24 protein-coding genes are annotated in these 20,409 nt (G+C 63.3%); 12 read left to right on the top strand and 12 right to left on the bottom strand.

What is annotated here, in order from left to right; genetic code table 11:
* Window positions 1-14 precede the first annotated feature (14 nt).
* The 4 genes from J0I79_RS20755 (at window position 15) to J0I79_RS20740 (ending at window position 2,723) form a co-directional block, all read left to right on the top strand.
* The gene (locus J0I79_RS20755) at window positions 15-410 is read left to right on the top strand and encodes an Mth938-like domain-containing protein (protein ID WP_292863178.1); all 396 of its coding nucleotides are present in this window, start codon (window positions 15-17) and stop codon (window positions 408-410) included.
* A gap of 1 nt (window position 411) precedes the next feature.
* Window positions 412-1,260: a phytoene/squalene synthase family protein gene (locus tag J0I79_RS20750; RefSeq protein ID WP_292863175.1), complete on the top strand. Its 849-nt coding sequence runs from the start codon at window positions 412-414 to the stop codon at window positions 1,258-1,260.
* A gap of 90 nt (window positions 1,261-1,350) precedes the next feature.
* Window positions 1,351-1,773, top strand: coding sequence for a hypothetical protein (locus tag J0I79_RS20745; RefSeq protein WP_366014873.1), 423 nt, complete (start codon window positions 1,351-1,353; stop codon window positions 1,771-1,773).
* On the top strand, window positions 1,773-2,723 hold the full coding sequence (locus tag J0I79_RS20740; protein ID WP_292863168.1) for a sterol desaturase family protein: 951 nt from the start codon (window positions 1,773-1,775) through the stop codon (window positions 2,721-2,723). Before J0I79_RS20745 ends, J0I79_RS20740 begins: the two co-directional genes overlap by 1 nt.
* Window positions 2,724-2,799: 76 nt before the next feature.
* On the opposite strand, the gene trmFO is transcribed toward J0I79_RS20740, so the two are convergent.
* The 3 genes from trmFO to J0I79_RS20725 form a co-directional block, all read right to left on the bottom strand.
* Window positions 2,800-4,209, bottom strand: a complete 1,410-nt coding sequence (gene trmFO / locus J0I79_RS20735; RefSeq protein ID WP_292863165.1) for a methylenetetrahydrofolate--tRNA-(uracil(54)-C(5))-methyltransferase (FADH(2)-oxidizing) TrmFO — start codon at window positions 4,207-4,209, stop codon at window positions 2,800-2,802.
* Between the two features lie 394 nt (window positions 4,210-4,603).
* On the bottom strand, window positions 4,604-4,744 hold the full coding sequence (locus tag J0I79_RS20730) for a DUF1127 domain-containing protein (RefSeq protein ID WP_065005581.1): 141 nt from the start codon (window positions 4,742-4,744) through the stop codon (window positions 4,604-4,606).
* A gap of 48 nt (window positions 4,745-4,792) precedes the next feature.
* Window positions 4,793-4,933, bottom strand: coding sequence for a DUF1127 domain-containing protein (locus tag J0I79_RS20725; protein WP_013531315.1), 141 nt, complete (start codon window positions 4,931-4,933; stop codon window positions 4,793-4,795).
* A gap of 236 nt (window positions 4,934-5,169) precedes the next feature.
* On the opposite strand from J0I79_RS20725, the gene J0I79_RS20720 reads away from it, so the two are divergent.
* The 3 genes from J0I79_RS20720 (at window position 5,170) to ade (ending at window position 8,816) form a co-directional block, all read left to right on the top strand.
* Window positions 5,170-6,288, top strand: coding sequence for a DUF2157 domain-containing protein (locus J0I79_RS20720; protein ID WP_292863161.1), 1,119 nt, complete (start codon window positions 5,170-5,172; stop codon window positions 6,286-6,288).
* Window positions 6,285-6,869 carry a GDYXXLXY domain-containing protein gene (locus J0I79_RS20715; RefSeq protein WP_292863158.1) on the top strand — a complete coding sequence of 195 codons (585 nt, stop codon included), beginning with the start codon at window positions 6,285-6,287 and terminating at the stop codon, window positions 6,867-6,869. The genes J0I79_RS20720 and J0I79_RS20715 overlap by 4 nt, the downstream gene beginning before the upstream one ends.
* 129 nt (window positions 6,870-6,998) lie before the next feature.
* Window positions 6,999-8,816 carry an adenine deaminase gene (gene ade / locus J0I79_RS20710; RefSeq protein WP_292863155.1) on the top strand — a complete coding sequence of 606 codons (1,818 nt, stop codon included), beginning with the start codon at window positions 6,999-7,001 and terminating at the stop codon, window positions 8,814-8,816.
* A gap of 13 nt (window positions 8,817-8,829) precedes the next feature.
* On the opposite strand, the gene J0I79_RS20705 is transcribed toward ade, so the two are convergent.
* Both J0I79_RS20705 and J0I79_RS20700 read right to left on the bottom strand, forming a co-directional pair.
* Window positions 8,830-9,990 (bottom strand): alpha/beta hydrolase, encoded by a 1,161-nt coding sequence (locus J0I79_RS20705; RefSeq protein WP_292863152.1) that lies wholly within the window; start codon window positions 9,988-9,990, stop codon window positions 8,830-8,832.
* 121 nt (window positions 9,991-10,111) lie between these two features.
* Window positions 10,112-11,185: an alpha/beta hydrolase gene (locus J0I79_RS20700; protein WP_292863149.1), complete on the bottom strand. Its 1,074-nt coding sequence runs from the start codon at window positions 11,183-11,185 to the stop codon at window positions 10,112-10,114.
* Window positions 11,186-11,516: 331 nt separating this feature from the next.
* On the opposite strand from J0I79_RS20700, the gene ilvA reads away from it, so the two are divergent.
* Window positions 11,517-12,773 (top strand): threonine ammonia-lyase IlvA, encoded by a 1,257-nt coding sequence (ilvA, locus tag J0I79_RS20695; RefSeq protein WP_292863146.1) that lies wholly within the window; start codon window positions 11,517-11,519, stop codon window positions 12,771-12,773.
* Window positions 12,770-13,315, top strand: coding sequence for a DUF1697 domain-containing protein (locus J0I79_RS20690; protein WP_292863142.1), 546 nt, complete (start codon window positions 12,770-12,772; stop codon window positions 13,313-13,315). Before ilvA ends, J0I79_RS20690 begins: the two co-directional genes overlap by 4 nt.
* A gap of 4 nt (window positions 13,316-13,319) precedes the next feature.
* Here the strand turns inward: J0I79_RS20690 and J0I79_RS20685 are convergent, their stop codons facing one another.
* Window positions 13,320-13,613, bottom strand: coding sequence for a DUF2218 domain-containing protein (locus J0I79_RS20685; RefSeq protein WP_292863139.1), 294 nt, complete (start codon window positions 13,611-13,613; stop codon window positions 13,320-13,322).
* 129 nt (window positions 13,614-13,742) lie between these two features.
* Complete coding sequence (locus tag J0I79_RS20680; protein WP_292863136.1) at window positions 13,743-14,183, bottom strand: VOC family protein; 441 nt, start codon at window positions 14,181-14,183, stop codon at window positions 13,743-13,745.
* A gap of 218 nt (window positions 14,184-14,401) precedes the next feature.
* Between J0I79_RS20680 and J0I79_RS20675 the strand changes: the two genes are divergently transcribed.
* Genes J0I79_RS20675 through J0I79_RS20665 form a run of 3 tightly spaced genes read left to right on the top strand, consistent with a single transcriptional unit; the run spans window position 14,402 to window position 16,367 of the window.
* Window positions 14,402-14,998, top strand: a complete 597-nt coding sequence (locus J0I79_RS20675; RefSeq protein ID WP_292863207.1) for a cold-shock protein — start codon at window positions 14,402-14,404, stop codon at window positions 14,996-14,998.
* 23 nt (window positions 14,999-15,021) lie between these two features.
* Window positions 15,022-15,579: a DUF192 domain-containing protein gene (locus tag J0I79_RS20670; protein ID WP_292863133.1), complete on the top strand. Its 558-nt coding sequence runs from the start codon at window positions 15,022-15,024 to the stop codon at window positions 15,577-15,579.
* Window positions 15,580-15,599: 20 nt separating this feature from the next.
* Complete coding sequence (locus J0I79_RS20665; RefSeq protein ID WP_292863131.1) at window positions 15,600-16,367, top strand: alpha/beta hydrolase; 768 nt, start codon at window positions 15,600-15,602, stop codon at window positions 16,365-16,367.
* A 20-nt stretch (window positions 16,368-16,387) separates the two neighbouring features.
* On the opposite strand, the gene speB is transcribed toward J0I79_RS20665, so the two are convergent.
* From speB to J0I79_RS20640, 5 genes are read right to left on the bottom strand one after another with little or no spacing between them, the layout of a single operon-like run.
* Window positions 16,388-17,353: an agmatinase gene (gene speB, locus J0I79_RS20660; protein WP_292863204.1), complete on the bottom strand. Its 966-nt coding sequence runs from the start codon at window positions 17,351-17,353 to the stop codon at window positions 16,388-16,390.
* A 9-nt stretch (window positions 17,354-17,362) separates the two neighbouring features.
* Window positions 17,363-18,133, bottom strand: coding sequence for a creatininase (locus J0I79_RS20655; protein ID WP_292863128.1), 771 nt, complete (start codon window positions 18,131-18,133; stop codon window positions 17,363-17,365).
* Between the two features lie 12 nt (window positions 18,134-18,145).
* Complete coding sequence (locus J0I79_RS20650; protein ID WP_292863125.1) at window positions 18,146-18,853, bottom strand: SDR family oxidoreductase; 708 nt, start codon at window positions 18,851-18,853, stop codon at window positions 18,146-18,148.
* The gene (locus J0I79_RS20645) at window positions 18,847-19,602 is read right to left on the bottom strand and encodes an SDR family oxidoreductase (protein WP_292863122.1); all 756 of its coding nucleotides are present in this window, start codon (window positions 19,600-19,602) and stop codon (window positions 18,847-18,849) included. Before J0I79_RS20645 ends, J0I79_RS20650 begins: the two co-directional genes overlap by 7 nt.
* The gene (locus tag J0I79_RS20640) at window positions 19,599-20,369 is read right to left on the bottom strand and encodes an ABC transporter ATP-binding protein (protein WP_292863119.1); all 771 of its coding nucleotides are present in this window, start codon (window positions 20,367-20,369) and stop codon (window positions 19,599-19,601) included. Before J0I79_RS20640 ends, J0I79_RS20645 begins: the two co-directional genes overlap by 4 nt.
* Window positions 20,370-20,409: the final 40 nt, after the last annotated feature.

Raw genomic sequence — 20,409 nt, 5'->3', positions numbered from 1 at the left:
AAGGGGTGACAAGAGTGGTGACCGGAAAAGGCATCGTCATCCGCGAGGCGCATTTTCCTGGCCGCGCGCCGATAGAGGCTTATGGCAATGGCGGGTTCCGCTTTGCCGACATGTCGCATCGAGGCTCTCTGCTCTGCCTGCCATCCGGCATTCATGGCTGGGAGCCGGCGGACCCGCTGGCGCTGACAGTGGCGGATTTCGACAAGCTGCTTGCCGAGGCCGACAAGGTCGAGATTCTCCTCGTCGGCATTGGCAGGAATCTGCGTCCGTTGCCGGTGGCGCTAAGAGCCGCGCTGAAAGGGGCCGGCATCGCGTCCGATCCGATGTCGACCGGTGCGGCGGTGCGGACCTACAATGTGCTGCTGGCGGAAGACCGCGCCGTTGCCGCTGCGCTCATCGCCGTCGATTGATATGCCCGGGACCATCGAGATCGTCACGGAGACGGTGCGCACCGCTGACCACGACCGCTATCTGACCGCGCTCTATGCGCCGGCCGATAAACGCGACGCGCTGTTTTCGCTCTACGCTTTCAATGCCGAGGTGGCGGGCATTCGAGACCGCATCCACGAACCCTTACCGGGCGAGGTGCGGCTCCAGTGGTGGCGCGACGTCATTGCCGCCGGCGGCGAATCGGGAGCCGGCCACCCGGTCGCGGAAAGCCTGAACGCCACGATTTCATCGTCCAGATTGCCGAAGCTGGCCTTCGAGAACATGCTCGAAGCGCGCATTTTCGACCTCTACGACGACCCGATGCCGTCGCGAACCGACCTCGAAGGCTATTGCGGCGAGACTGCAGCCGCGCTGATCCAGCTTGCGGCCATGGTGCTCGATCCGGCAGAAGCGCCAGGGTTCGCCGAGCTTTCCGGGCGAGCGGGTTGTGCGCAGGCGATCACCGGCCTTCTGCTTCTGCTGCCGCTGCACCGCAGGCGAGGGCAATGCTTCGTCCCGGCCGACATACTGGCGGCGGCGGGGTCCTCGCCCGAGGAATTCATCGCCGGCGACGGTGGGCCTGGCGCGCGGCGCGCGGTCGACGCGATGATCGCGCTGGCCCGGGAGCATCTGTCGGTCTTCGAGAAAGGCGCCTCCGCGCTGCCGCCCTCGTTGCGTCCAGCGTTCCTGCCGCTGGCTCTGTCGCGGGCCTATCTCCGCAGGATGGAAAACGCGCGCTCCTCGCCGCTCGACGGCGTGACTCGGCTGTCGGCCTTGCGCCGGCACTGGTTGACGTTGCGTCGCGCCATGAGCGGCTGGTCGGCACTTTGACGTAAACGTCAATCATGTTAAGCATCCCCGGTCGGAACTGTTGCCGCAGACAACAGGCTGACATGGAGGAGACCGACCATGAGTTTGCCCGTGCTGGTTGCGATCGTCGTTTTTGGCATCGCATTGTCGGTCGCGGCGGTGCATTTCACCGGCGGCAGCCGCAAGGCGAGGCTCGCCGACGCGCAACAGGCGCGTGACCGTTTCGCTCAGGATTACCCGGACGAACAGGCTACATCAGTTCGGCTGACATCCGACGGCCAAACCGCGTTCCTGGAGTTGGGGCGAGGTTGCCTGGGCATTGTCCAGGCCATCGGCGACTGTTTCCTGACCCGGCTCGTCACCGGGGACGACGTGGCGGTGCTGGCCGCCGCCGATGCTCATGCGATCACCTTGCGGCTCGCCGACTTCACCTGGAAAGGCGGCCACTTCACCTTCGCCGACGCCGCCGACGCAAAATCCATCGTGGATATGCTTCAGCCGCAAGTCCTGAATTCCCTTGAAAAGGCCGCGTGATGGACAGCTATGATTTTCCGCAGGTCACCCAGCTTGCCATTCCGTTCTTCGTCGCGGCGATCCTGATCGAGCTCTGGCTGGTGCGCACCGGCCGTGCAAAAGGTTCGTTCGAGACGCGCGACACGCTGACCAGCCTGATGATGGGCACAGGCAATGTCGTCGCCGGCCTTTTGCTTGGCGTCGTATCCTATTGGGCGCTGCTGTGGTTGTGGCAGTTCCGCTTCTTCAATCTCGGCCTGTCGATCTGGGTGTTCCTGGTCGCCTTCCTGCTCGATGATCTGCGCTACTACGTCTACCATCGCATCGCGCACCGGGTGCGCTGGGTATGGGCCGAGCACGTCAACCACCACTCCAGCCAGCATTACAATCTGTCGACGGCGCTCCGGCAGAGCTGGACCGGACTGTTCACCTTCATGTTCGTGCTGCAGGCGCCGCTGGTGCTGCTCGGCTTTCACCCGGCGGTGATCGCCTTCGTGTTCGGCTTCAACCTCGTCTGGCAGTTCTGGATCCACACCGAGACGATCGGCAAGATGTGGGGCTGGTTCGAATTCATCTTCAACACGCCGTCGCACCACCGCGTCCACCACGCCACCAACCCGCGCTATCTCGACGCCAACTATGCCGGCACGCTGATCATCTGGGACCGGATGTTCGGCACCTTCGTGCCGGAACTGGAAGAAGACCGGCCGCGCTACGGCATCGTAAAGAATCTAGGCACGTTCAATCCGCTGAAAGTGGCGTTCCATGAATGGATAGGGATGTTCCGGGATGCCTTCGCACCGGGGCTGGCGCTGCGCGAGCGCCTGAACTATCTGATAAAGCCGCCCGGCTGGAGCCATGACGGCTCGCGCGATACGTCGGAAACGCTCAAGGCGGCGTATGTGCGCAGAAACCCGTCAGAAGCGGGCAAGCCGGGGCTGCCGGACGCCCCCGCCGAGCCGGCAGCCTGAACCGGCCCTTTTGATCGGCCGGTTTTAGGTCAGTTACAGAACCGTCGGTTATCCCCCGGGGATAACATCCCTGAAATCACTCGGCCGCCTCGGCCTGTGCAGGCAATCCCAGCCATTGCCGGCAATCCGCCAGCGCGCGCGACGTGATCGCATGGCGCTTGGCGACGGTCTTGTCCTTGCCGCGCAGGCGCTTGCCTTCGATCTTCACCGCTTCCACCGGCGGGAACAGGCCGAAATTCACATTCATCGGCTGGAACGAACGCTTCCCTGGCTCATCTTCGGAAACGATATGGCCGCCGGTGATGTGGTTGAGCAATGCGCCAAAGGCGGTGGTGAGCGGCGGCACGGATGGCTCATGGCCGAGCCGCTCGGCGGCGGCGAAGCGGCCGGCGAGCAGCCCTATGGCGGCGCTCTCGACATAGCCTTCGCATCCGGTGATCTGGCCGGCAAAGCGCAGGCCGGGCCGCGACTTCAGCTGCAGCGAGCCGTCGAGCAGCATCGGCGAATTGATATAGGTGTTGCGGTGCAGGCCGCCGAGACGGGCGAAGTCCGCGTTCTCCAGCCCTGGAATGGTGCGGAAAATGCGAACCTGCTCGGCATGCTTCAGCTTGGTCTGGAAGCCGACCATGTTGTAAAGCGTGCCAAGTGCGTTGTCCTGCCGAAGCTGCACGACGGCATAGGCCTTGACGGTGGGATTGTGGGCATTGGTCAAGCCCATCGGCTTCATCGGTCCGTAGCGCAGCGTCTCGACACCGCGCTCGGCCATCACCTCGATCGGCAGGCAGCCGTCGAAATAGGGTGTGCCTTCCCACTGCTTGAATTCGGTCTTCTGGCCATCGATCAACGCCTGCACGAAGGCCAGGTACTGATCCTTGTCCATCGGACAGTTGATGTAGTCCTTGCCGGTGCCGCCCGGTCCGACCTTGTCGTAGCGCGACTGGAACCAGGCGGTATCCATGTCGATCGTGTCGAAATGGATGATCGGCGCGATGGCGTCGAAGAAGGCGAGCGCGTCGGCGCCGGTCGCCTCGGCAATCGACTGGGCTAGCGAGGGTGCTGTCAGCGGCCCGGTGGCGATGATCGCCTGGTCCCAGCCCTGCGGCGGCAGGCCGGGAACTTCCTCGCGCTGGATTGATATCAGCGGATGAGCTTCGAGTTTTCTTGTCACCGCGTCGGAGAAGCCGTCGCGGTCGACGGCCAGCGCGCCGCCGGCCGGCACCTGGTTGGCGTCACCGGCGCTCATGATCAGCGAGCCGGCCAGCCGCATCTCGGCATGCAACAGGCCAACGGCATTGTTCTGCGCATCGTCGGAGCGGAATGAATTGGAACAGACCAGTTCGGCCAGGCCGTCGGTCTTGTGGGCATCGGTGCCGCGCACGGGCCGCATTTCATGCAGGATGACGGGAACGCCGGCCTGTGCTGCCTGCCATGCGGCTTCGGAGCCGGCAAGGCCGCCGCCGATGATGTGGATAGGGTTTTTGCTCATGGGCGCCGGAATAATCGCTTGGTGCCGCGATTGCAATTGCCGTGCTTGATGCGGCGCGAAACGGATGCCGGTGGAACCTGTCCCTGAAAACAACAACACCCGCCGGGGGAGGAGGTCCGGCGGGTGTCGTTTTGGGGGTCGACCCTCGGGAGGAGGTGAAGGTCGACCGTATTCGTCATCACCGGGGAGGAGGTCGGCTCAGACGAAATCTCTTTCGCCATTTTGAGAGGGGCGAAACCTCTGGGGCGAAACGCGTTCGCTCCGGGGAAACAACGCCCGCCGCGGGAGGAGGTGCGGCGGGCGCCGTTTGGGTGGTCAACCCTTGGGAGGAGGATAAGGGCTGACCGTGTTCGCCGGGCTCGGGGAGGAGGTCGACCCCGGCGAAATTCCTTGGTTAGATCGCCTTGCGGGCGATGATCTTGATTTCGTCGCGGACGATACCGAGATCATGCAGCTGGCGGTTCGAAAGGCGACCCAGCTCGGTAACCGTCTCGCGATAAACGCGCCAGTTACGATAGTTGCGGATCAGGTTCATTGTCATGCTCATTTCAAAACTGGTTCGGACCATTCGCGGTCCGAAGAATTAGACCGCCTTGCGAGCGACGTAAGGAATGTCGCTGCGGCTGATGCCGAGGTCGGTCAGTTCGCGGTTGCTCAGGCGGCTCAGCTCGGAGACGGTGTCCCGGTAGCGGCGCCAGTTGCGGTAGTTGCGGATCAGGTTCATGGTAGTTCTCGTTTCGTCTTTGTTGCGGATCATTCCGTTTGTGTACGAACCATAAATAGGGGGACCCATATCGATTTAAAAGCGCTATGGCTGCATGGCAGCAATGCAAATTGTGCAATGCAACATTAACGCGCCTTCACGGACCTGACACAAAGAAGCCAGAATCAGAAAGTGCCGTGACGTCAAAGGTTTGGCCGGATCGGTTGAAAAACCGACCCAGCAGGGAGGGAAGGGACATGGCGGGCTATTCGACAAAGGTCCGATCGGACATAGCGCGCTGGCTGCAGGCCGGGCTGATCGATGCCTCGACGGCTGATGCGCTGCGGCGCGACGTCGAGGCCAACGAGCGCCGGTCGCTCAGCTTCGGCTCGATCCTGGCGATGATGGCCGCGCTGCTGTTCGGCGCCGCCATCCTGATCTTCGTTGCCGCCAATTGGGAGGCGATCCCGCGGCTGGCGCGCGTCGCAGCGCTCTTTGCCGTCATCCTTGGCGGCTATGTCGGCGGCGCGGTCCTGAAGACGCGCGACCATGCGGCGATCGGCGAAGCCTTGTGGATCGTGGCCGCCGCTGCTTTCGGCGGCTCGATCGCGCTGATTGGCCAGATGTATCATTTGTCGGGCGACGAGGCTTCCGCCTTGATCACTTGGGGCGCCGGCACGGCGCTGGCGGCGGTCGCGCTCAGGTCAAATCCGCTGACCGTAGCTGCAGTCGGTATCGCCGATGCCTGGCTCTTCCTGAAGGGGTTCGATTATTACAGCCGCAGCGCATTTCCGCATGCCTTCGTCGTCATGGCGGTCGTGCTGTTTGCCGTGTCGTTCTGGACCCGCAGCCAGCTAGCGCGGCATCTGATCATCCTGTCGCTGCTCTTCTATCTCGTGCTGCTGGCCGGGAACCATGGGACACTGCCGGTGGCGATCCCCCTGGTCGTTGTTTCGGCGGTTCTTTTCGCGATTTCGGTCTTTGCCCCGGAACCGGTCGACAGGATCGTACAGCTTGGCGGCCGCTTGCCGCTGCACGCGCTGCTTGGCTTCCTCACCGGCCTGGCGATCATCCAGTTCGAACTGGCCGACGAAAGCACCTACAATAGCGGTTTTACCGTCGCGTCCGTCGTCGCGCTGGCCGGCATTGTCGCGGCCATCGTGCTCGCCGGGCGTGAGAGCCGGGGTCTGCGCTGGCTCGCCTATCTCGGTTTCGCCTTCGAACTCGCCATGATCTATGTGGTGACCCTGCAATCGATGCTTGATACAGCCGGCTTCTTCCTTGCCGCCGCCGTGCTGCTCGGCATCCTTGCGATTGTCATCATCCGTGTCGAAAAGCGCATGGCGGGTCCAGCCGCCGGGGGAGCGACCGCATGATGACCGGAAAGAGACTTGTCATTTCGGCGCTGGTTCTGGCGATCGTCCAGATCGGCTTCCTGAGCTGGATCATCGCCGGCCGGGCGGCAATCCTGCGCAGCGGCAAGGAAGTCCTGTTGAAGATCGAGCCTGTCGATCCGCGTGACCTCCTGCGCGGCGACTATATAGTGCTCGGCTATGACATCTCGCGCATACCGGTGAACATGATCGCCAATCTGCCGGCCGATAAACAGTCCAGCGACGACACGTCGATCGTGGTCAGGCTGAAAAAGGGCGCCGACGGCTACTGGACCCCGACCACCGCCTGGTTCGGCAAGGCGCCGGTGCAGGCGGCAACCGACGAGGCCGACATAGCGGGCCACGTTTCGGCGGGCTGGGGTCTTCGCGGGGAAGGCGACACTATCGCCCCGGATTACGGCATCGAGCGCTTCTATCTGCCGGAGGGCCAGGGCATGGCGATCCAGAACGATATGCGGGTACGCCCGTTCGGCATCAAGCTCGCGCTTGCAGCCGACGGCACCGCCCAGATCAAGGCGCTGATGGACGGCGACAAGACGCTGTTCGAGGAACCGCTCTATTAACAGTATTCAATATACAGCCGGCCGTCAGATCACGGCCATCGGCGGTTTGCCGATGGCTCGCCCTCGCGTGTTTCGGTGCTGGTCAAAACAAGCCCGGCTTGGCACAGTCGCGCAAACAGGAGTCTCTTCATGGCAAAGAAGCCGTCGGCGCATGCGACCAAACCCAGGCCTTGGACGGAGATGGCGACGCATCTGGTCGATGTCGCCATGGGCCGCGAGCCCGCCGATCTGGTCATCCGCAACGGCCGCTGGGTGAACGTTCATTCCGGAGAGATCATCCCCGGCTCCGACATCGCCATAGCGGGCGGACGTTTCGCTTACTGCGGGCCTGATGCCGGCCATGCGATCGGTCCGGGAACCGAGGTGGTCGATGCCGGCGGACGCTATCTCGTCCCTGGCCTCTGCGATGCGCATATGCATGTCGAGAGCGGCATGGTGACGGTGACGGAGTTCTGCCGCGCCGTCATCCCGCACGGCACGACATCGATGTTCGTCGATCCGCATGAGATCGCCAATGTGCTTGGCCTGCCCGGTGTTCGCCTGATGCATGACGAAGCGGTGGCGATGCCGATCAACGTGCATGTGCAGATGCCGTCCTGCGTGCCCTCGGCACCGGGGCTCGAACATGCCGGCGCCGAACTGACGGTCGCCGATGTCGCCGAAGCCATGAACTGGGAAAACATCATCGGGCTCGGCGAGGTGATGAATTTTCCTGGTGTTGCCGCCAACGACCCGGTCATGTCGGGCGAAATCGCCGCGACCGTGAAGGCAGGCAAGACGGTGGGCGGCCATTATGCCTCGCGCGATCTCGGCCTGCCGTTCCACGGCTATGTCGCCGGCGGGCCCGAGGACGATCACGAAGGCACGCGCGCCGAGGATGCCATCGCTCGTGTGCGCCAGGGCATGAAGGCCATGCTGCGGCTGGGCTCGGCCTGGTACGATGTTGCCTCCCAGATCAAGGCGGTGACGGAAGGCGGCATCGATCCGCGCAACTTCATCCTGTGCACCGACGACAGCCATTCCGGCACGCTTGTCCACGAGGGCCACATGGACCGCGTGGTCCGCCATGCCATCAGCCAAGGGCTGAAGCCGGTGACGGCGATCCAGATGGCGACGATCAACACCGCGCAACATTTCAGGCTGGAGCGGGAGATCGGCTCGATCGCGCCTGGACGGCTTGGCGACCTACTGATCGTTTCCGATCTCGCCGCGATGACCATCGATGAGGTTTATGCGCGCGGTGTGAAGGTAGCCGAAGGCGGTAAGCTCGAGATCGACATTCCAGCCTACGACTATCCAAAAACGGCGAAGAACACCGTCAAGCTCGGCAAGAAGCTGAAGGCTGGCGATTTCGACGTCACGGCCCCCAAGGGCGCCAACGAGGTGCGGGTGCGGGTGATCGGCGTCATCGAGAACCAGGCGCCGACACGGGCTCTGGAAGCCGATCTCCCCGTCGAGAACGGTCTGGTCGCCATGGACCGCCGCAATGATATCTGCCAGATCGCGCTGGTCGAGCGGCACCAGGGCACCGGTGGCGTCACCAACGCCTTCGTCTCGGGCTTCGGCTACATGGGCGACTGCGCCATGGCGTCGAGCGTGGCGCATGATGCCCACCATATCATCTGCGTCGGCACCAACAAGGAGGACATGGCCCTGGCCGTCAACCGGCTGGGCGAGGTCGGTGGTGGCGTCGTGCTGTTCTCCAAGGGCAAGGAACTGGCGTTGGTCGAAATGCCGATCGCCGGGCTGATGTCGGATGAGCGGGCCGAGATTGTCGCCGCCAAGGCTGAGCAGCTCACCGACGCCATGCGCAAGATGGGCTGTTCGCTGAACAATGCCTATATGCAGCATTCGCTGCTGGCGCTGGTGGTCATTCCCGAGCTCAGGATATCCGATGTCGGCCTGATCGACGTGACGACGTTCCAGAAGGTCGATCTTTTCGTGTGAATTCGGCCTTCCGTTAGCCACCGGTGGCGATGGTCAGCACCTTGAACGGCGTCGTGATGATGACTTCGGCCGCCGAGCCCACGGCCTGTCCCAGGCCCTGGCCGATATTGTTGAGCTGTGCGGGATCCTCATCCGCGGCAAGGCCCGCCGGCGTGCGCAGCCTGTCGCCCAGCAATTGCACCAGGAACGGGTTATCGGCGAATTTGGCGTGGTTGAGGCCGCCGTCGCCGCCCTTGGTCTTGGTCAGGTCGACCACGGACACGCCATAGCTGGCGAGATCGGCCGCGTTGCCATAGTCGCCGACGCGCGGCTTGTCGCCCGAGATAAGCGAAGACAATTTGAGCGCCCGGTCGTCGCCGGAAAGCAGCACGGCGAAGGGCTTGTCGGGCTTGCCGTAGCGCATCATCTGCTTCTTGAACACGTCGACGTCGATGTCAGGCGAGGCAAGGATGACATAGCCGAGCTTGCCGCCGAGGTCGCGATCGCCGGTGATAGCGAGCTGGCGCAGCGCCTCCATCGTCAGCCAGGTTCCCATCGAATGGGCAATGATGTCGATGCTTTTCACGCGCGTCTTGGCGAGCATCCTGAGCGTTGCCTCAAGGTCATCGCGGGCGGCGGTTGAGCTGTCCTTGTCGTAGATATAGCCCGTCGTCTTGGCGCTCGATGCCCAGGAGAACAGGACGGGCGTGCCCGGATAGTTGGTGTCGTGGGCGATCTGCGTCAGCCGGTAGATGCCGTCGTCGAAGCCGTTGTTGAACCCATGCACGAACACCAGCGCGCGGTCGCCGCGCATGGCGATGTCCGCGCCGACCGCCTTGGCGAATTGCGGCGCGCCCTGGTAGTAGGTCACGTCCTTGGCGGTGAAATCCTTGGCCGGATTGCTGTTTCCGGAACGCCTGGGACGCTCGATGTTGCCGACCTTATGACTTTTCGGAACGGTGACGTCGACCCGCGCGAAGCTGGTGGTCAGCGAACGATCGCCGTCGAACACCTGCCGCGGGTCCTTCGTCGCCTTCTGCCGGGTGGTGGCGACAAAGATTTCGTGGGTGGCCGCGATGTCGGATGCCGGGACGGCGACCGTGGTCTTGTTGAGCAGATCGTGCGTATTTCCGGCGCAGCCGGCAACCAGCGACGCGACGGCAATGACGACAAAGCTCTTCAAACGCACCGTCACACGCCGGCTCCCGTCAGGGGACGTCAAAAACATGACGTCGCTTAATATTCCGATAAAGCCAGAGGCGGGCGCGGTCCAGTTCAAAGTGGTGAACAGGCACCAGCGACCCGAGGCTTCGCATCTACTGTCCGAGCAGGCCGATGCGGTCGGTCACGTCGCGGTCGCTGGCAAAGCCGTCATCCTCGCGCAGCCGCTGGCCGATCATCTTCACGAGCGTCGGATTGTCGGCGAACTTGGTATGGTTGAAGCTGTCGCTGCCCTTGACCTTGGAGAGGTCGACGACCGTTACGCCGTAGGAGGCGAGATCGGCGGCGTCCTTGTAGTCGCCGACGCGCGGCCGCGAGCCGGCGATCAGGCCGGAGAGCCGGAGAGCCCGATCATCGTCCGACAGCAGCAGGATGAACGGCTTGTCGGGCTTGCCATAGCGGCGCATCTGGCTCTTGAACACGTCGACGTCGATGTCGGGCGAGGCCAACACCACGTCGCCCAGCTTGCCGCCGAGATCACGGTCGCCGCTGATGGCCATCTGGCGCAGCGTTTCCATGGTCACCCAGGTTCCCATTGAATGGGCGACGATGTCGATGCGGCGCGCGCCCGACTGCTGCAGCATGCGCAGCGTCACTTCGAGCTGGTCGCGCGCCGCACTGGCACTTTCCTTGTCATAGACATAGTCGGTTGTCTTGGCGCCCGAGGCCCAGGAGAACAGGACAGGCGTTCCCGGATAGCCGGAATCATGGACGATCTGGGTCAGGCGGTAGACGGCATCGTCGAAGCCGGTGTTGTAGCCATGCACGAAGACCATGACGCGGCCGCCGCGCGCGGCGATATCGGTGTTGAGCGCGCTGGCGAATTTCGGCTGGGTGTCATAGCCGACGACCTCGGATGCCATGAAATACTTCGTCGGATCGTCCGACTTGCCGCGAGAGCGCCGTTCGATCTGGCCGGTCTTGTGGCTGCCGGGAACGGTGACGTTGACGCGCGCATAGTTCAGCGTCGCCGAGCGCTCGCCGTCGAAGACCTTGTTGGGGTCGCTTGAGGCCTTGCGCGTCGTGGCAATGAAGATCGAATGGTTGCCGGCGATTTCCGTCACGGGGACGGCCATGACCGCGCTGCCGAGCAATTCCTCGGTTTTGCGGCCGCCACAACCCGCCACCAGCAAGGCAAGCGCAAGAATGCAAATCGTCTTCAAATGCACGTCAAAAATTCCACTCAAGCCCAACAAGGGCTCGTCCACCCTCCGCGATATCTCCCCAGCAGGCGAAGTGCGGCGGAAGTAAGTCGCGTCCAGCCGAAAAATGGACGGCGTGCCGAAACGGCCACCGCACTGTTGCGCGAAAGACGACAGCGGCGGGTTCGCCGTAATGGCCCTCGGGCCGGCATCTATGAGAAGACGCCCGCAACTGCTTGCAAACACGCCGGAAATGCGCTGGAGCGCGCTTAGGTACAAGCGGCAATGGCCTTGCGGGGCCGGATGTGCGATACGCTTCCCTTTTGCTCGCCTGCGGGCGATCCGGGATGATCTTGCCATGACCAGCTTTTCCTCGCGCGTCGCCACTGCTGCCGCCGCGATCCGCCAGATATTCCCGGAAACGCCGCTGCAGGAAAATGACTATCTGTCGAAGAAGACCGGCGCCCGGGTGCTGCTGAAGCGGGAGGATTTGAGTCCCGTACGCTCCTACAAGATACGCGGCGCCTTCAACTTCTTCCGCAAGGCGCTTGGTGAAGGCAACCAGGCCGAGATGTTCGTCTGTGCGTCGGCCGGCAACCATGCCCAGGGCTTCGCCTTCGTCTGCCGCCATTTCGGCAGGAAGGGCGTGGTGTTCATGCCGGTGACCACGCCGCAGCAGAAGATCGACAAGACCAGGCTGTTCGGCGGAGAGTTTGTCGAGATCAGGCTGGTCGGCGACTTTTTCGACGATTGCTACCGCGCCGCCTTCGAATTCACCGAGAGTTCCGGCGCCCATATGGTGCCGCCTTTCGACCACAAGGACATCATCGAGGGGCAGGCGACGGTTGCCTATGAGATCGCGGGCCAGATGCCGGGCGCGCGCACGCCCGATATCGTCATGCTGCCGGTCGGCGGCGGGGGGCTGGCCGCCGGGGTGACGCATTATTTCGCCGATCAGGGCCGGGAGGTCCGTTTCGTCTTTTGCGAGCCCGCCGGAGCGCCGAGCCTGCGTGAAAGCCTGGCGACCGGAAAACGGCAGAAGCTCGCCAAGGTCGACAATTTCGTCGACGGCGCGGCGGTGGCCGAGATCGGCCGGGAACCCTTGCGGCACCTCAAGGAATTCGCGGCCGACAGCGTAAGGCTTATCCCGGAGAACCGGCTCTGCGCGACCATGATCGAGATGCTCAACATCGAAGGCGTCGTGCTCGAGCCGGCAGGCGCGCTGGCGATCGATGCGCTGAAGGATTTTTCCAGGAAGGAGATTCGTGGCAAGACCATCGTCTGCGTGGTTTCAGGCGGCAATTTCGATTTCGAGCGGCTGCCTGATGTCAAGGAACGGGCGCTGCGCTTCGAGGGCCTGAAGAAGTACTTCATCATCCGCTTCCCGCAGCGGCCGGGAGCGTTGCGCGACTTCCTCGAAATGCTGGGACCGGACGACGACATCGCCCGCTTCGAATATCTGAAGAAGTCGGCGCGCAATTTCGGCTCGGTCCTGATCGGCATCGAAACCAAGGACCGCCGCAATTTCGACCTGCTGAAGGCAAACTTCGAAGCCGAGGGCGTGCAGTATCAGGACATTACCGACAACGAGACATTGGCGGGGTTCATCATATGAGCGCAAAGGTCTTCATCGCGCTGTTTTCCGGCATCAATGTCGGCGGCAACCGCATCGTCAAGATGGCGGAGTTGCGGTCATTCTTCGAGGGTCTCGGCTTTTCCGATGTCGCCACCTATGTGCAGAGCGGCAATGCCGTTTTCCGGGCCGGCAAGGGCGACGCGGCCTCGCTGACCAAAAAGATCGAGGCGGCTTTCGAGAAGAAATGGGGTTTTTATTCGCGCATCATGGTGCGTGATGTCGAATGGTTCGAGCGGCTGGTGCGTGAGAACCCCTATCCCGAAATGGCCTCCGACCATACCAAGCTCCATGCTTACGTGTTGGAGCGCGAGCCGACCGCCGACGAGGTGGCGCGGCTGGCCGAAAAATGCACCGGCCCAGAGCGCTTCGAGGTCAAGGGCGATGTGCTCTACCTCAGCGCGCCGGACGGGCTCGGCAAATCGGTGTTCGCCAATCTCATTCCGCGTGTTCTGAAAGTACCGGGCACCGCGCGCAACTGGCGCTCGGTGCTGGCGCTGGTCGAGATGGCCGGTCAGAACTAATTGTTCAAGCCGCCGTGGCGGGCTTCCAGTCGAAGGTCAGTTCCTCGCGGAAGGCGAAACGCTTGATGTGATCGGCGACGACGCTTTCGAGGCGTTCCAGCGATCCGGCTTCGTCGGTCGATACCGTGATGTGCAACGCGCTTGCGTCGGCATCCATCACGGTTCGGCCGAGTGAGAGATCGATGCTGCCATGGGTCGGGTCGAACTCGACCGGGAATTTGTGAGCCCAGTGCTTGCACAATTGCTGCAGGTAGCGGCTGGCATGTTCGGTGGCGACGTCGGCGCGGCTGGACGGCATGAACGAATTCCTTGGTCTCGGCGCTGGCTTTCGGCTGGGCGCGATGACCGTCTACATAGGCGACGTGAACCGGAATCGCAAAGGCGGCCGGATTTTACACCGGCCGCCGCGTTCAAGGTGGCGTGACTGCTACCAGCTTCCAGTGTTGGCCATCGAGGCCCAGGGCTCTGCCTTGGCCTTTGCCGGGCCTTTCTGGAGCAGTTCGATGGAGATGCCGTCCGGCGACCGGATGAAGGCCATGTTGCCGTCGCGTGGCGGCCGGTTGATGACGACGCCATTGTCCATCAGGTGCTGGCAGGTGGCATAGATGTCGTCGACCTCATAGGCGAGGTGGCCGAAATTGCGCCCGCCCTTGTAGTCTTCCGGATCCCAATTGTAGGTCAATTCGACAAGCGGCGCCTTGTCGGCGATGCCGCTCTGTTCGTCCTCGGAGGCGGCGAGGAAGATCAGCGTGAAGCGGCCCTGCTCGTTTTCATAGCGGCGGACTTCCTTCAACCCGAGCTTGTTGCAGTAAAAATCGAGTGAGGCGTCGACGTCGGCGACGCGGACCATGGTGTGCAGATAGCGCATGGGATTTTCCTCGGCATGTTGGGGTTGCGGCGCACCATAGGGTCGACCCGGCCAAAGGGCAATCGCGCGGCGCAAGCAATGCCGGCAAAGAACAAATCCGGTATTCCCCCAATGAACCGTGAAAAAAGGCACGGCAGGTCTTGCACACACCGGAAGCCGCGGTGTTAATCTGGTGTCAAGAATCAGTTGCGGTGTTCTTGAAAAAAGGGGGCATTCTTATGGGGGAAAAGGCCTCTTTGACGGGGCGGGCCGGAACCCTTGGCGACGCCTTGAAACGCGACGAAGGCGGCGATGCCGCCGACCTGACCGAAATTGCCGGCGCCATCAAGTGGTTCGATGTGGCCAAGGGCTACGGGTTCATCCTGCCGGATGACGGTGTTTCGGGTGACATCCTCCTCCATGTGACATGCCTTCGGCGCGACGGTTTCCAGACAGCCCTGGAAGGCGCGCGCGTGGTCTGTCTCGTCAAGCACGGCGATCGCGGCCTGCAGGCCTTCCGTGTGCTTTCCATGGATGTCACCACGGCCGTGCACCCCGCTGAAATGCAGGAGCAGCGCACCCATGTCTCGGTGACCGCGGAGAGCGGGCTCGAGCGCGCCCTGGTCAAGTGGTTCAACCGCACCAAGGGCTTTGGTTTCCTGACGCGGGGCGAGGGTACGGAGGACATTTTCGTCCATATGGAAACCCTGCGCCGCTACGGCATTACCGAGCTTCGGCCGGGGCAGGTGGTGCTCGTTCGTTTCGGACGCGGTGACAAAGGCCTTATGGCCGCCGAAATTCACCCCGATATGGGCACCTTGCCGGTCTCGCACTAGGGCGATCCGGCCGAGGATTTCTCATGGCTCACAGAAACTGGCTGACGGCGGGCGCGATGTGCGCGGTTGTCATCATCGCCGCAAGCACCTTGTTCTATTTCCAGGTTCCCAGCGAGGCCGACAGCCGGGCGATGATCCTTCCCGTCGATCCCGCACCACTGATCGCGGTGACGAAAAAAGGGGAGCGCTCTTTTTCCATCGAAGTCGCGGACACAGAACCGGAACGGGAAGCCGGCCTGATGTTTCGTGACGACATGGCCGCCACCCATGGCATGCTGTTCGTCTTCGAAGAGACGCGCGACGTGAATTTCTGGATGAAGAACACGCCGATGCCGCTCGACCTGATCTTTGTCGGTCAGGACGGCAGGATCCGCGCGATCAAGCAGGGTGAGCCGCAGTCCGAGGCAATCTTGTCGCCCGGCGAGCCGGTCCGCTTCGTGCTCGAACTCAAGGCCGGGACAGCCGCCAGGGACGGCATCGCCGATGGCGATCTGTTGCGCCATCCCGTGATCGGCACCGCGGCGGGACCGGGCATGCCGCCGGCGAACAAGGGCGATTCCCCGAACGTCGATGCCGACTGACCGCCAAGGGATCGCCTGTAATGCAGTTTTTCTCCCATGACGGGTTCGATCTTGCCTTCCTCGACCGGCAGCCGGCATCGGGCGAGGGCGATCCCGTCCTCATGATCCACGGCTTCGCTTCGAGCCATTATGTCAACTGGGTGTCGCCGGGCTGGTTCAAGACGCTCAACGAGGCCGGCTATCGTGCCATCGCCTTCGACAACCGCGGCCATGGCTCCTCGTCAAAGAGCTACGAGGAGGCCGACTATACCCCCGCCAAGATGGCCTCGGATGCCGCCGCCTTGCTTGATCATCTCGGCATCGAACGGGCCCATGTCATGGGCTATTCCATGGGCGCGCGCATTGCCGCGTTCATGGCCTTGTCCAATCCCGACAAGGTGGCGACGCTGGTCTTCGGCGGTCTCGGCATCGGCATGATCGACGGTGTCGGCGACTGGGACCCGATCGCGGCAGCCCTGCTTGCCGAAGACCCGGCCGCCACCACGCATCCGCGCGGCCGCTCGTTTCGCGCCTTCGCCGACCAGACCCGCAGCGACCGGCGGGCGCTAGCCGCCTGCATCGCGACCTCTCGTGAACTGTTGAGCGAAGACGATATTGCGCGTATCGCCCAGCCGACGCTGATCGCGGTCGGCACCACCGACGACATCGGCGGTTCGCCCGACGAGCTGGCAGCCCTGATGCCGAACGCCAGGGCGTTTCATATCGAGGGCCGCGACCATATGCTGGCGGTCGGCGACAAGACCTTCAAGCAGCGCGTGCTGGAATTCTACGCCGAATACCCGCTCTGATCCTGCTCCAGATCGGGGATTTATTTCTTCGCTCTCGCTTCCTGCACCGACTTCGCCAGCACACAGAGCAGTTCGAACATCATCGTCGCACCCGCCAGTGCCGTCATGCCGCCGAGATCGAAGGGCGGCGCCACTTCGACGACATCGGCCCCGACAATGTTCACGCCGTCGAGCAGGCGGACCATTTCCTGCGCCTCTCGGGTGGTGAAGCCGCCAAGCTCGGGCGTGCCTGTTCCCGGCGCCATCGACGGGTCGATGCAGTCGATGTCGAAGGTGATGTAGGTCGGGCCGATTCCGGCGATAGCGCGCGCTTCCTCCATGACGCTTGCAGCGCCGCGCCTGACGAACTCCTCCATGTAGATGATGCGAATGCCCTGGGCGACCGCCCAGTCATGCTCGCCAGGCTCATAGATCGAGCCGCGAATGCCGATCTGGACGACCCGCTTGGGATCGAGCAGGCCCTCCTCGATGGCACGACGGAAAGGCGTGCCGTGCGTATAAGGATTGTCGCCGAAATAGCTGTCATTGGTGTCGGAATGGGCATCGAAATGGATCATGCAGACCGGCGCGTGGCGTGCAACGGCGCGCAGAACCGGCAGCGTGGTCAGATGGTCGCCGCCGGCGGAGAGCGGAATAGCGCCCGCCGCGACGATCGCCGCGATGCCATCCTCGATGCGCTTCAGTCCGTCCAGGAGGTTGATCGGATTGACCGAGACGTCGCCGACATCGGCGACATTGGCGATGCTGAACGGTTCGATGCCGGAGACGTGGTGCGCGCGCCGCATCAGGCTCGACTGATTGCGGATTTCGCGCGGGCCGTGGCGCGCGCCGGCGCGGTTGGTCGTGCCGCCATCCCAGGGGATGCCGACGAGCGCGATGTCGAGCCCTTCGGCGCTCGCCACCGCGGGCAGCCGCATGAAGGTCGAGAGCCCGGCAAAGCGGGGAACGGCCGAGGCGTCGACTGGCTGAAAGAAGTTGCTCATGATGTCTGAACCTCAGAAGAATTCGCGTTTGACGATTTCGGCGATCCGCGTCTGGCAGTCGTCGAGCAGCCAGCGGCCTTTTTCGGCGGACGAGCCCTCGGTCAGCGACAGCACGCCGGAAGGCGGTACTTCCTCGGCCGGTCGGGGATAGCGGTCATAGGGTTTGAATTGCGCCGGACCGTCATGCAGCGCTTTGTCGAGATCGACAAATTCGGGCCGCAGCGCCAGCATCATCGACGTCTCGATCACGCTGGCATGCTCAAGCTCGATACCCGGATAGCCATCGGGGAACACTTTCGCCAGCGTCTCAGGGCGGACCATTTCCCAATGATCGATGCGCAGGATGGTCAGGTCCGCCGCGCGATCGCGGCCGATGGCGTCGAGCGCCAGTTCAATGCCCTCGATCGCCGGGCCGATGTTCTCGTAATGGCCGTTGAGGACGACGATGCGCCGTACCTTCTGGCGATAGAGGTCGCAGATCACATCCTTGACGATGAGCGAGAATGTATGCGCCGTGATGTTGATCGTGCCGGGGAAGGCCGGGCCGCCGCCCGTCCGGGGCTGCGAGCGGTTGCCATAGGCGATGGTCGGCGCGACGAGCCCGCCAACCCGGCTCGCCACCGTCTCGGCAATTGCGGTCGGGATGACGACATCGACGTTCATGGCCATGTGGTGGCCATGCTGTTCGGTCGAGCCGAGTGGCAGGAAGACCGGAGCGCCGGCGGCAATCCGCTTTTCGGCCTCCGGCCATGGCAGTTCTGCGAGGAAAACGCTGTCTTTCATGATCATCTCATCTCAAAGCATGGCCGCGCCACCATTGGCGCCCAGGCATTGTCCGGTGAAAAAGGTGGCGCCCGGGCCGGCCAGGAAAACCACCGCCGAAGCGATTTCTTCCGGCCGGCCGATCCGCCCCAACGGATTGGTGGTTTCCAGCGCGCGCTGGCTTTCGGTCAGGGCCTCGAAGCCCAGCAGCGGGGTGTCGGTCGGCCCGGGCGCCACGGCGTTGACCAATATCCTTGGCGCGAGCTCGCGCGCCCAGGAGCGGGTGAGGCCGAGGAGCGCCGCCTTGGTCGCGCAATAGACCGAGGCGTTGGCCCTTCCGAGATAGGCGAGTTCGGAGGCGATGTTGATGATGCGGCCGCCATCGGGAAGATGCGGCAGGACTTCCCGCGCCACCAGGATCGCGCCGCGCACATTGACCGCGAACATGCGGTCGACATGGTCCTGCGAAATCGCATCAAGTGATACCTCCCGCAGGATGCCGGCATTGTTGACGAGGATGTCATAGCCGCCCATCCGCTCCACCCCTTGCCTCACAGCCGCAATGATGTCGGCCTCGCGGGCGAGGTCGCAGGCAAGGATCGGGATATCGTCGTCTGAAGATCGCAGGTCGAGGCCGAGCACCGTGGCGCCGGCCTCCCGCAAGGCGAGCGCCGTCGCGCGGCCGATGCCGCTCGCCGCGCCGGTGACAAGAGCGCGTTTTCCATGGAGCGGAACTACCAAGGCACTTCTCCCCTGTCGGCGCCGAGCGATTGCCCGGTGATGTTGGCGGCAAGCTCCGATGCCAGGAACAGGTAGGTGCCGGCCATGTCTGCGGGCTCCATCAGGCCGGGCAGGGCCTGCGCCCCGACGATGTCTTCCAGCAGCGCCGCCTCGCTGACGCCGTTCAGCTGCGCCATGCGGCCAAGCGAGCGCATCGATGCTTCGGTGCGGACCCATCCGGGACAGACCGCGTTGACGCGGATGCCTTGCGGCCCCAATTCCTTCGCCCAGGTCTTGGTCAGCCCGATGATGGCGTGTTTGGAAGCGACATAGGCGCCGAACCTGGCTTCGGCGACGCGGCCCCAGATGGACGCGGTGTTGATGATCGAGGCACCGGCCTGCATGCGCGGCAGGGCGCGCGCGGTGACCAGCGCCGTGCCGATGATGTTGATCTCGATGATGCGCCTGAAGGCGGCCTCGTTATCGTCGCCATCATCGGTGATCGGCGTCATCAGTTCGAGGCCGGCATTGTTGATGAGCACATCGATCCGGGCAACCGGCTCAAGTGCTGCAGTGACAGCCTCGCGGTCGGCGATATCTACCTCCGCGCTTATGGCGTCCAGTTCCCGCGCCCGTTCGTGCACGGCGGCGTCATTGGCGATGAGGTGGAGGCTGGCGCCGGCCTCCGCGAAACCTCGCGCGATGCCGAGCCCTATGCCGCGGCTGGCGCCGGTGATCACGACGGTCTTTCCGGAGAAGGAGAGGTTCATACCACCACTCCGGTTTCATTGCGGATGAGGTGCAGCACCCTGTTGCGCAGTTCGAAGAATTTCTGCGTCTCGCGGATTTCCAGCGGCCGGTCGGGACCGAGTTCGGCGGCCACATCGATATCGGCGACAACCGAGGCCGGCCGGCGCGAAAACAGGATGATCCGGTCGGCGAGGAAAACGGCTTCTTCCACGTCGTGGGTGACGAAGATGACGGTCTTTTCCTCGCGAATCTGGATCTGCCTGAGCTCGACCTGGAGGCGCTCGCGGGTCAGCGCGTCCAGCGCACCGAAGGGCTCATCCATCAGAAGCACATCCGAGCCGGCGGCCAGGGTGCGCGCTATCGCCACGCGCTGGCGCATGCCGCCCGAAATCCGGTTCGGATAGGAATGGGCGAAGTCAGCGAGGCCAAAGAGATCGAGATAGTGGCTGATGCGTTCGGACTTCTGCGCCGCGTCGAGATCCTTCCTGTAGCGCATGCCGAAGGCAATGTTCTTTTCCACCGTCAGCCAGGGAAAGGACGAATAGGACTGGAACACCATGCCGCGCCGGCGGTCCGGCCTGACGACCTTTTCGCCGCCAAGCAGGATCGAGCCCGAGCTGGGCTCGTCGAGGCCGCCGACCATGCGCATCAAGGTCGTCTTGCCGCAGCCCGAAGGACCGAGGAAAACGACCAGCGAGTTGCGGTCGAGCCCGAGGCTGGTTTTGCGCACGACATTGACGGGGCCGAAGGATTTCGCCGTGTCGACGAACTGGACGTAATTGGTCATGGCCAGCCTCCTCACAGATACCGGAACAGCCGGCGGTGAA

The sequence above is a fragment of the Mesorhizobium sp. genome (assembly GCF_017306585.1).
GTDB lineage: Bacteria > Pseudomonadota > Alphaproteobacteria > Rhizobiales > Rhizobiaceae > Mesorhizobium.
Note: the sequence above shows the minus strand (reverse complement) of the source record. Positions and strands in the feature narration are given on the sequence as shown.

Bases quoted from the DNA above. Each gene is read 5' to 3' on its own strand.
- J0I79_RS20750 (WP_292863175.1), top strand. From the start codon at position 412: ATGCCCGGGACCATCGAGATCGTCACGGAGACGGTGCGCACCGCTGAC.
- J0I79_RS20740 (WP_292863168.1), top strand. From the start codon at position 1,773: ATGGACAGCTATGATTTTCCGCAGGTCACCCAGCTTGCCATTCCGTTC.
- trmFO (WP_292863165.1), bottom strand. From the start codon at position 4,209: ATGAGCAAAAACCCTATCCACATCATCGGCGGCGGCCTTGCCGGCTCC.
- J0I79_RS20730 (WP_065005581.1), bottom strand. From the start codon at position 4,744: ATGAACCTGATCCGCAACTATCGTAACTGGCGCGTTTATCGCGAGACG.
- J0I79_RS20725 (WP_013531315.1), bottom strand. From the start codon at position 4,933: ATGAACCTGATCCGCAACTACCGCAACTGGCGCCGCTACCGGGACACC.
- J0I79_RS20720 (WP_292863161.1), top strand. From the start codon at position 5,170: ATGGCGGGCTATTCGACAAAGGTCCGATCGGACATAGCGCGCTGGCTG.
- J0I79_RS20715 (WP_292863158.1), top strand. From the start codon at position 6,285: ATGATGACCGGAAAGAGACTTGTCATTTCGGCGCTGGTTCTGGCGATC.
- ade (WP_292863155.1), top strand. From the start codon at position 6,999: ATGGCAAAGAAGCCGTCGGCGCATGCGACCAAACCCAGGCCTTGGACG.
- ilvA (WP_292863146.1), top strand. From the start codon at position 11,517: ATGACCAGCTTTTCCTCGCGCGTCGCCACTGCTGCCGCCGCGATCCGC.
- J0I79_RS20690 (WP_292863142.1), top strand. From the start codon at position 12,770: ATGAGCGCAAAGGTCTTCATCGCGCTGTTTTCCGGCATCAATGTCGGC.
- J0I79_RS20685 (WP_292863139.1), bottom strand. From the start codon at position 13,613: ATGCCGTCCAGCCGCGCCGACGTCGCCACCGAACATGCCAGCCGCTAC.
- J0I79_RS20680 (WP_292863136.1), bottom strand. From the start codon at position 14,183: ATGCGCTATCTGCACACCATGGTCCGCGTCGCCGACGTCGACGCCTCA.
- J0I79_RS20675 (WP_292863207.1), top strand. From the start codon at position 14,402: ATGGGGGAAAAGGCCTCTTTGACGGGGCGGGCCGGAACCCTTGGCGAC.
- J0I79_RS20670 (WP_292863133.1), top strand. From the start codon at position 15,022: ATGGCTCACAGAAACTGGCTGACGGCGGGCGCGATGTGCGCGGTTGTC.
- J0I79_RS20665 (WP_292863131.1), top strand. From the start codon at position 15,600: ATGCAGTTTTTCTCCCATGACGGGTTCGATCTTGCCTTCCTCGACCGG.
- J0I79_RS20655 (WP_292863128.1), bottom strand. From the start codon at position 18,133: ATGAAAGACAGCGTTTTCCTCGCAGAACTGCCATGGCCGGAGGCCGAA.
- J0I79_RS20645 (WP_292863122.1), bottom strand. From the start codon at position 19,602: ATGAACCTCTCCTTCTCCGGAAAGACCGTCGTGATCACCGGCGCCAGC.
- J0I79_RS20640 (WP_292863119.1), bottom strand. From the start codon at position 20,369: ATGACCAATTACGTCCAGTTCGTCGACACGGCGAAATCCTTCGGCCCC.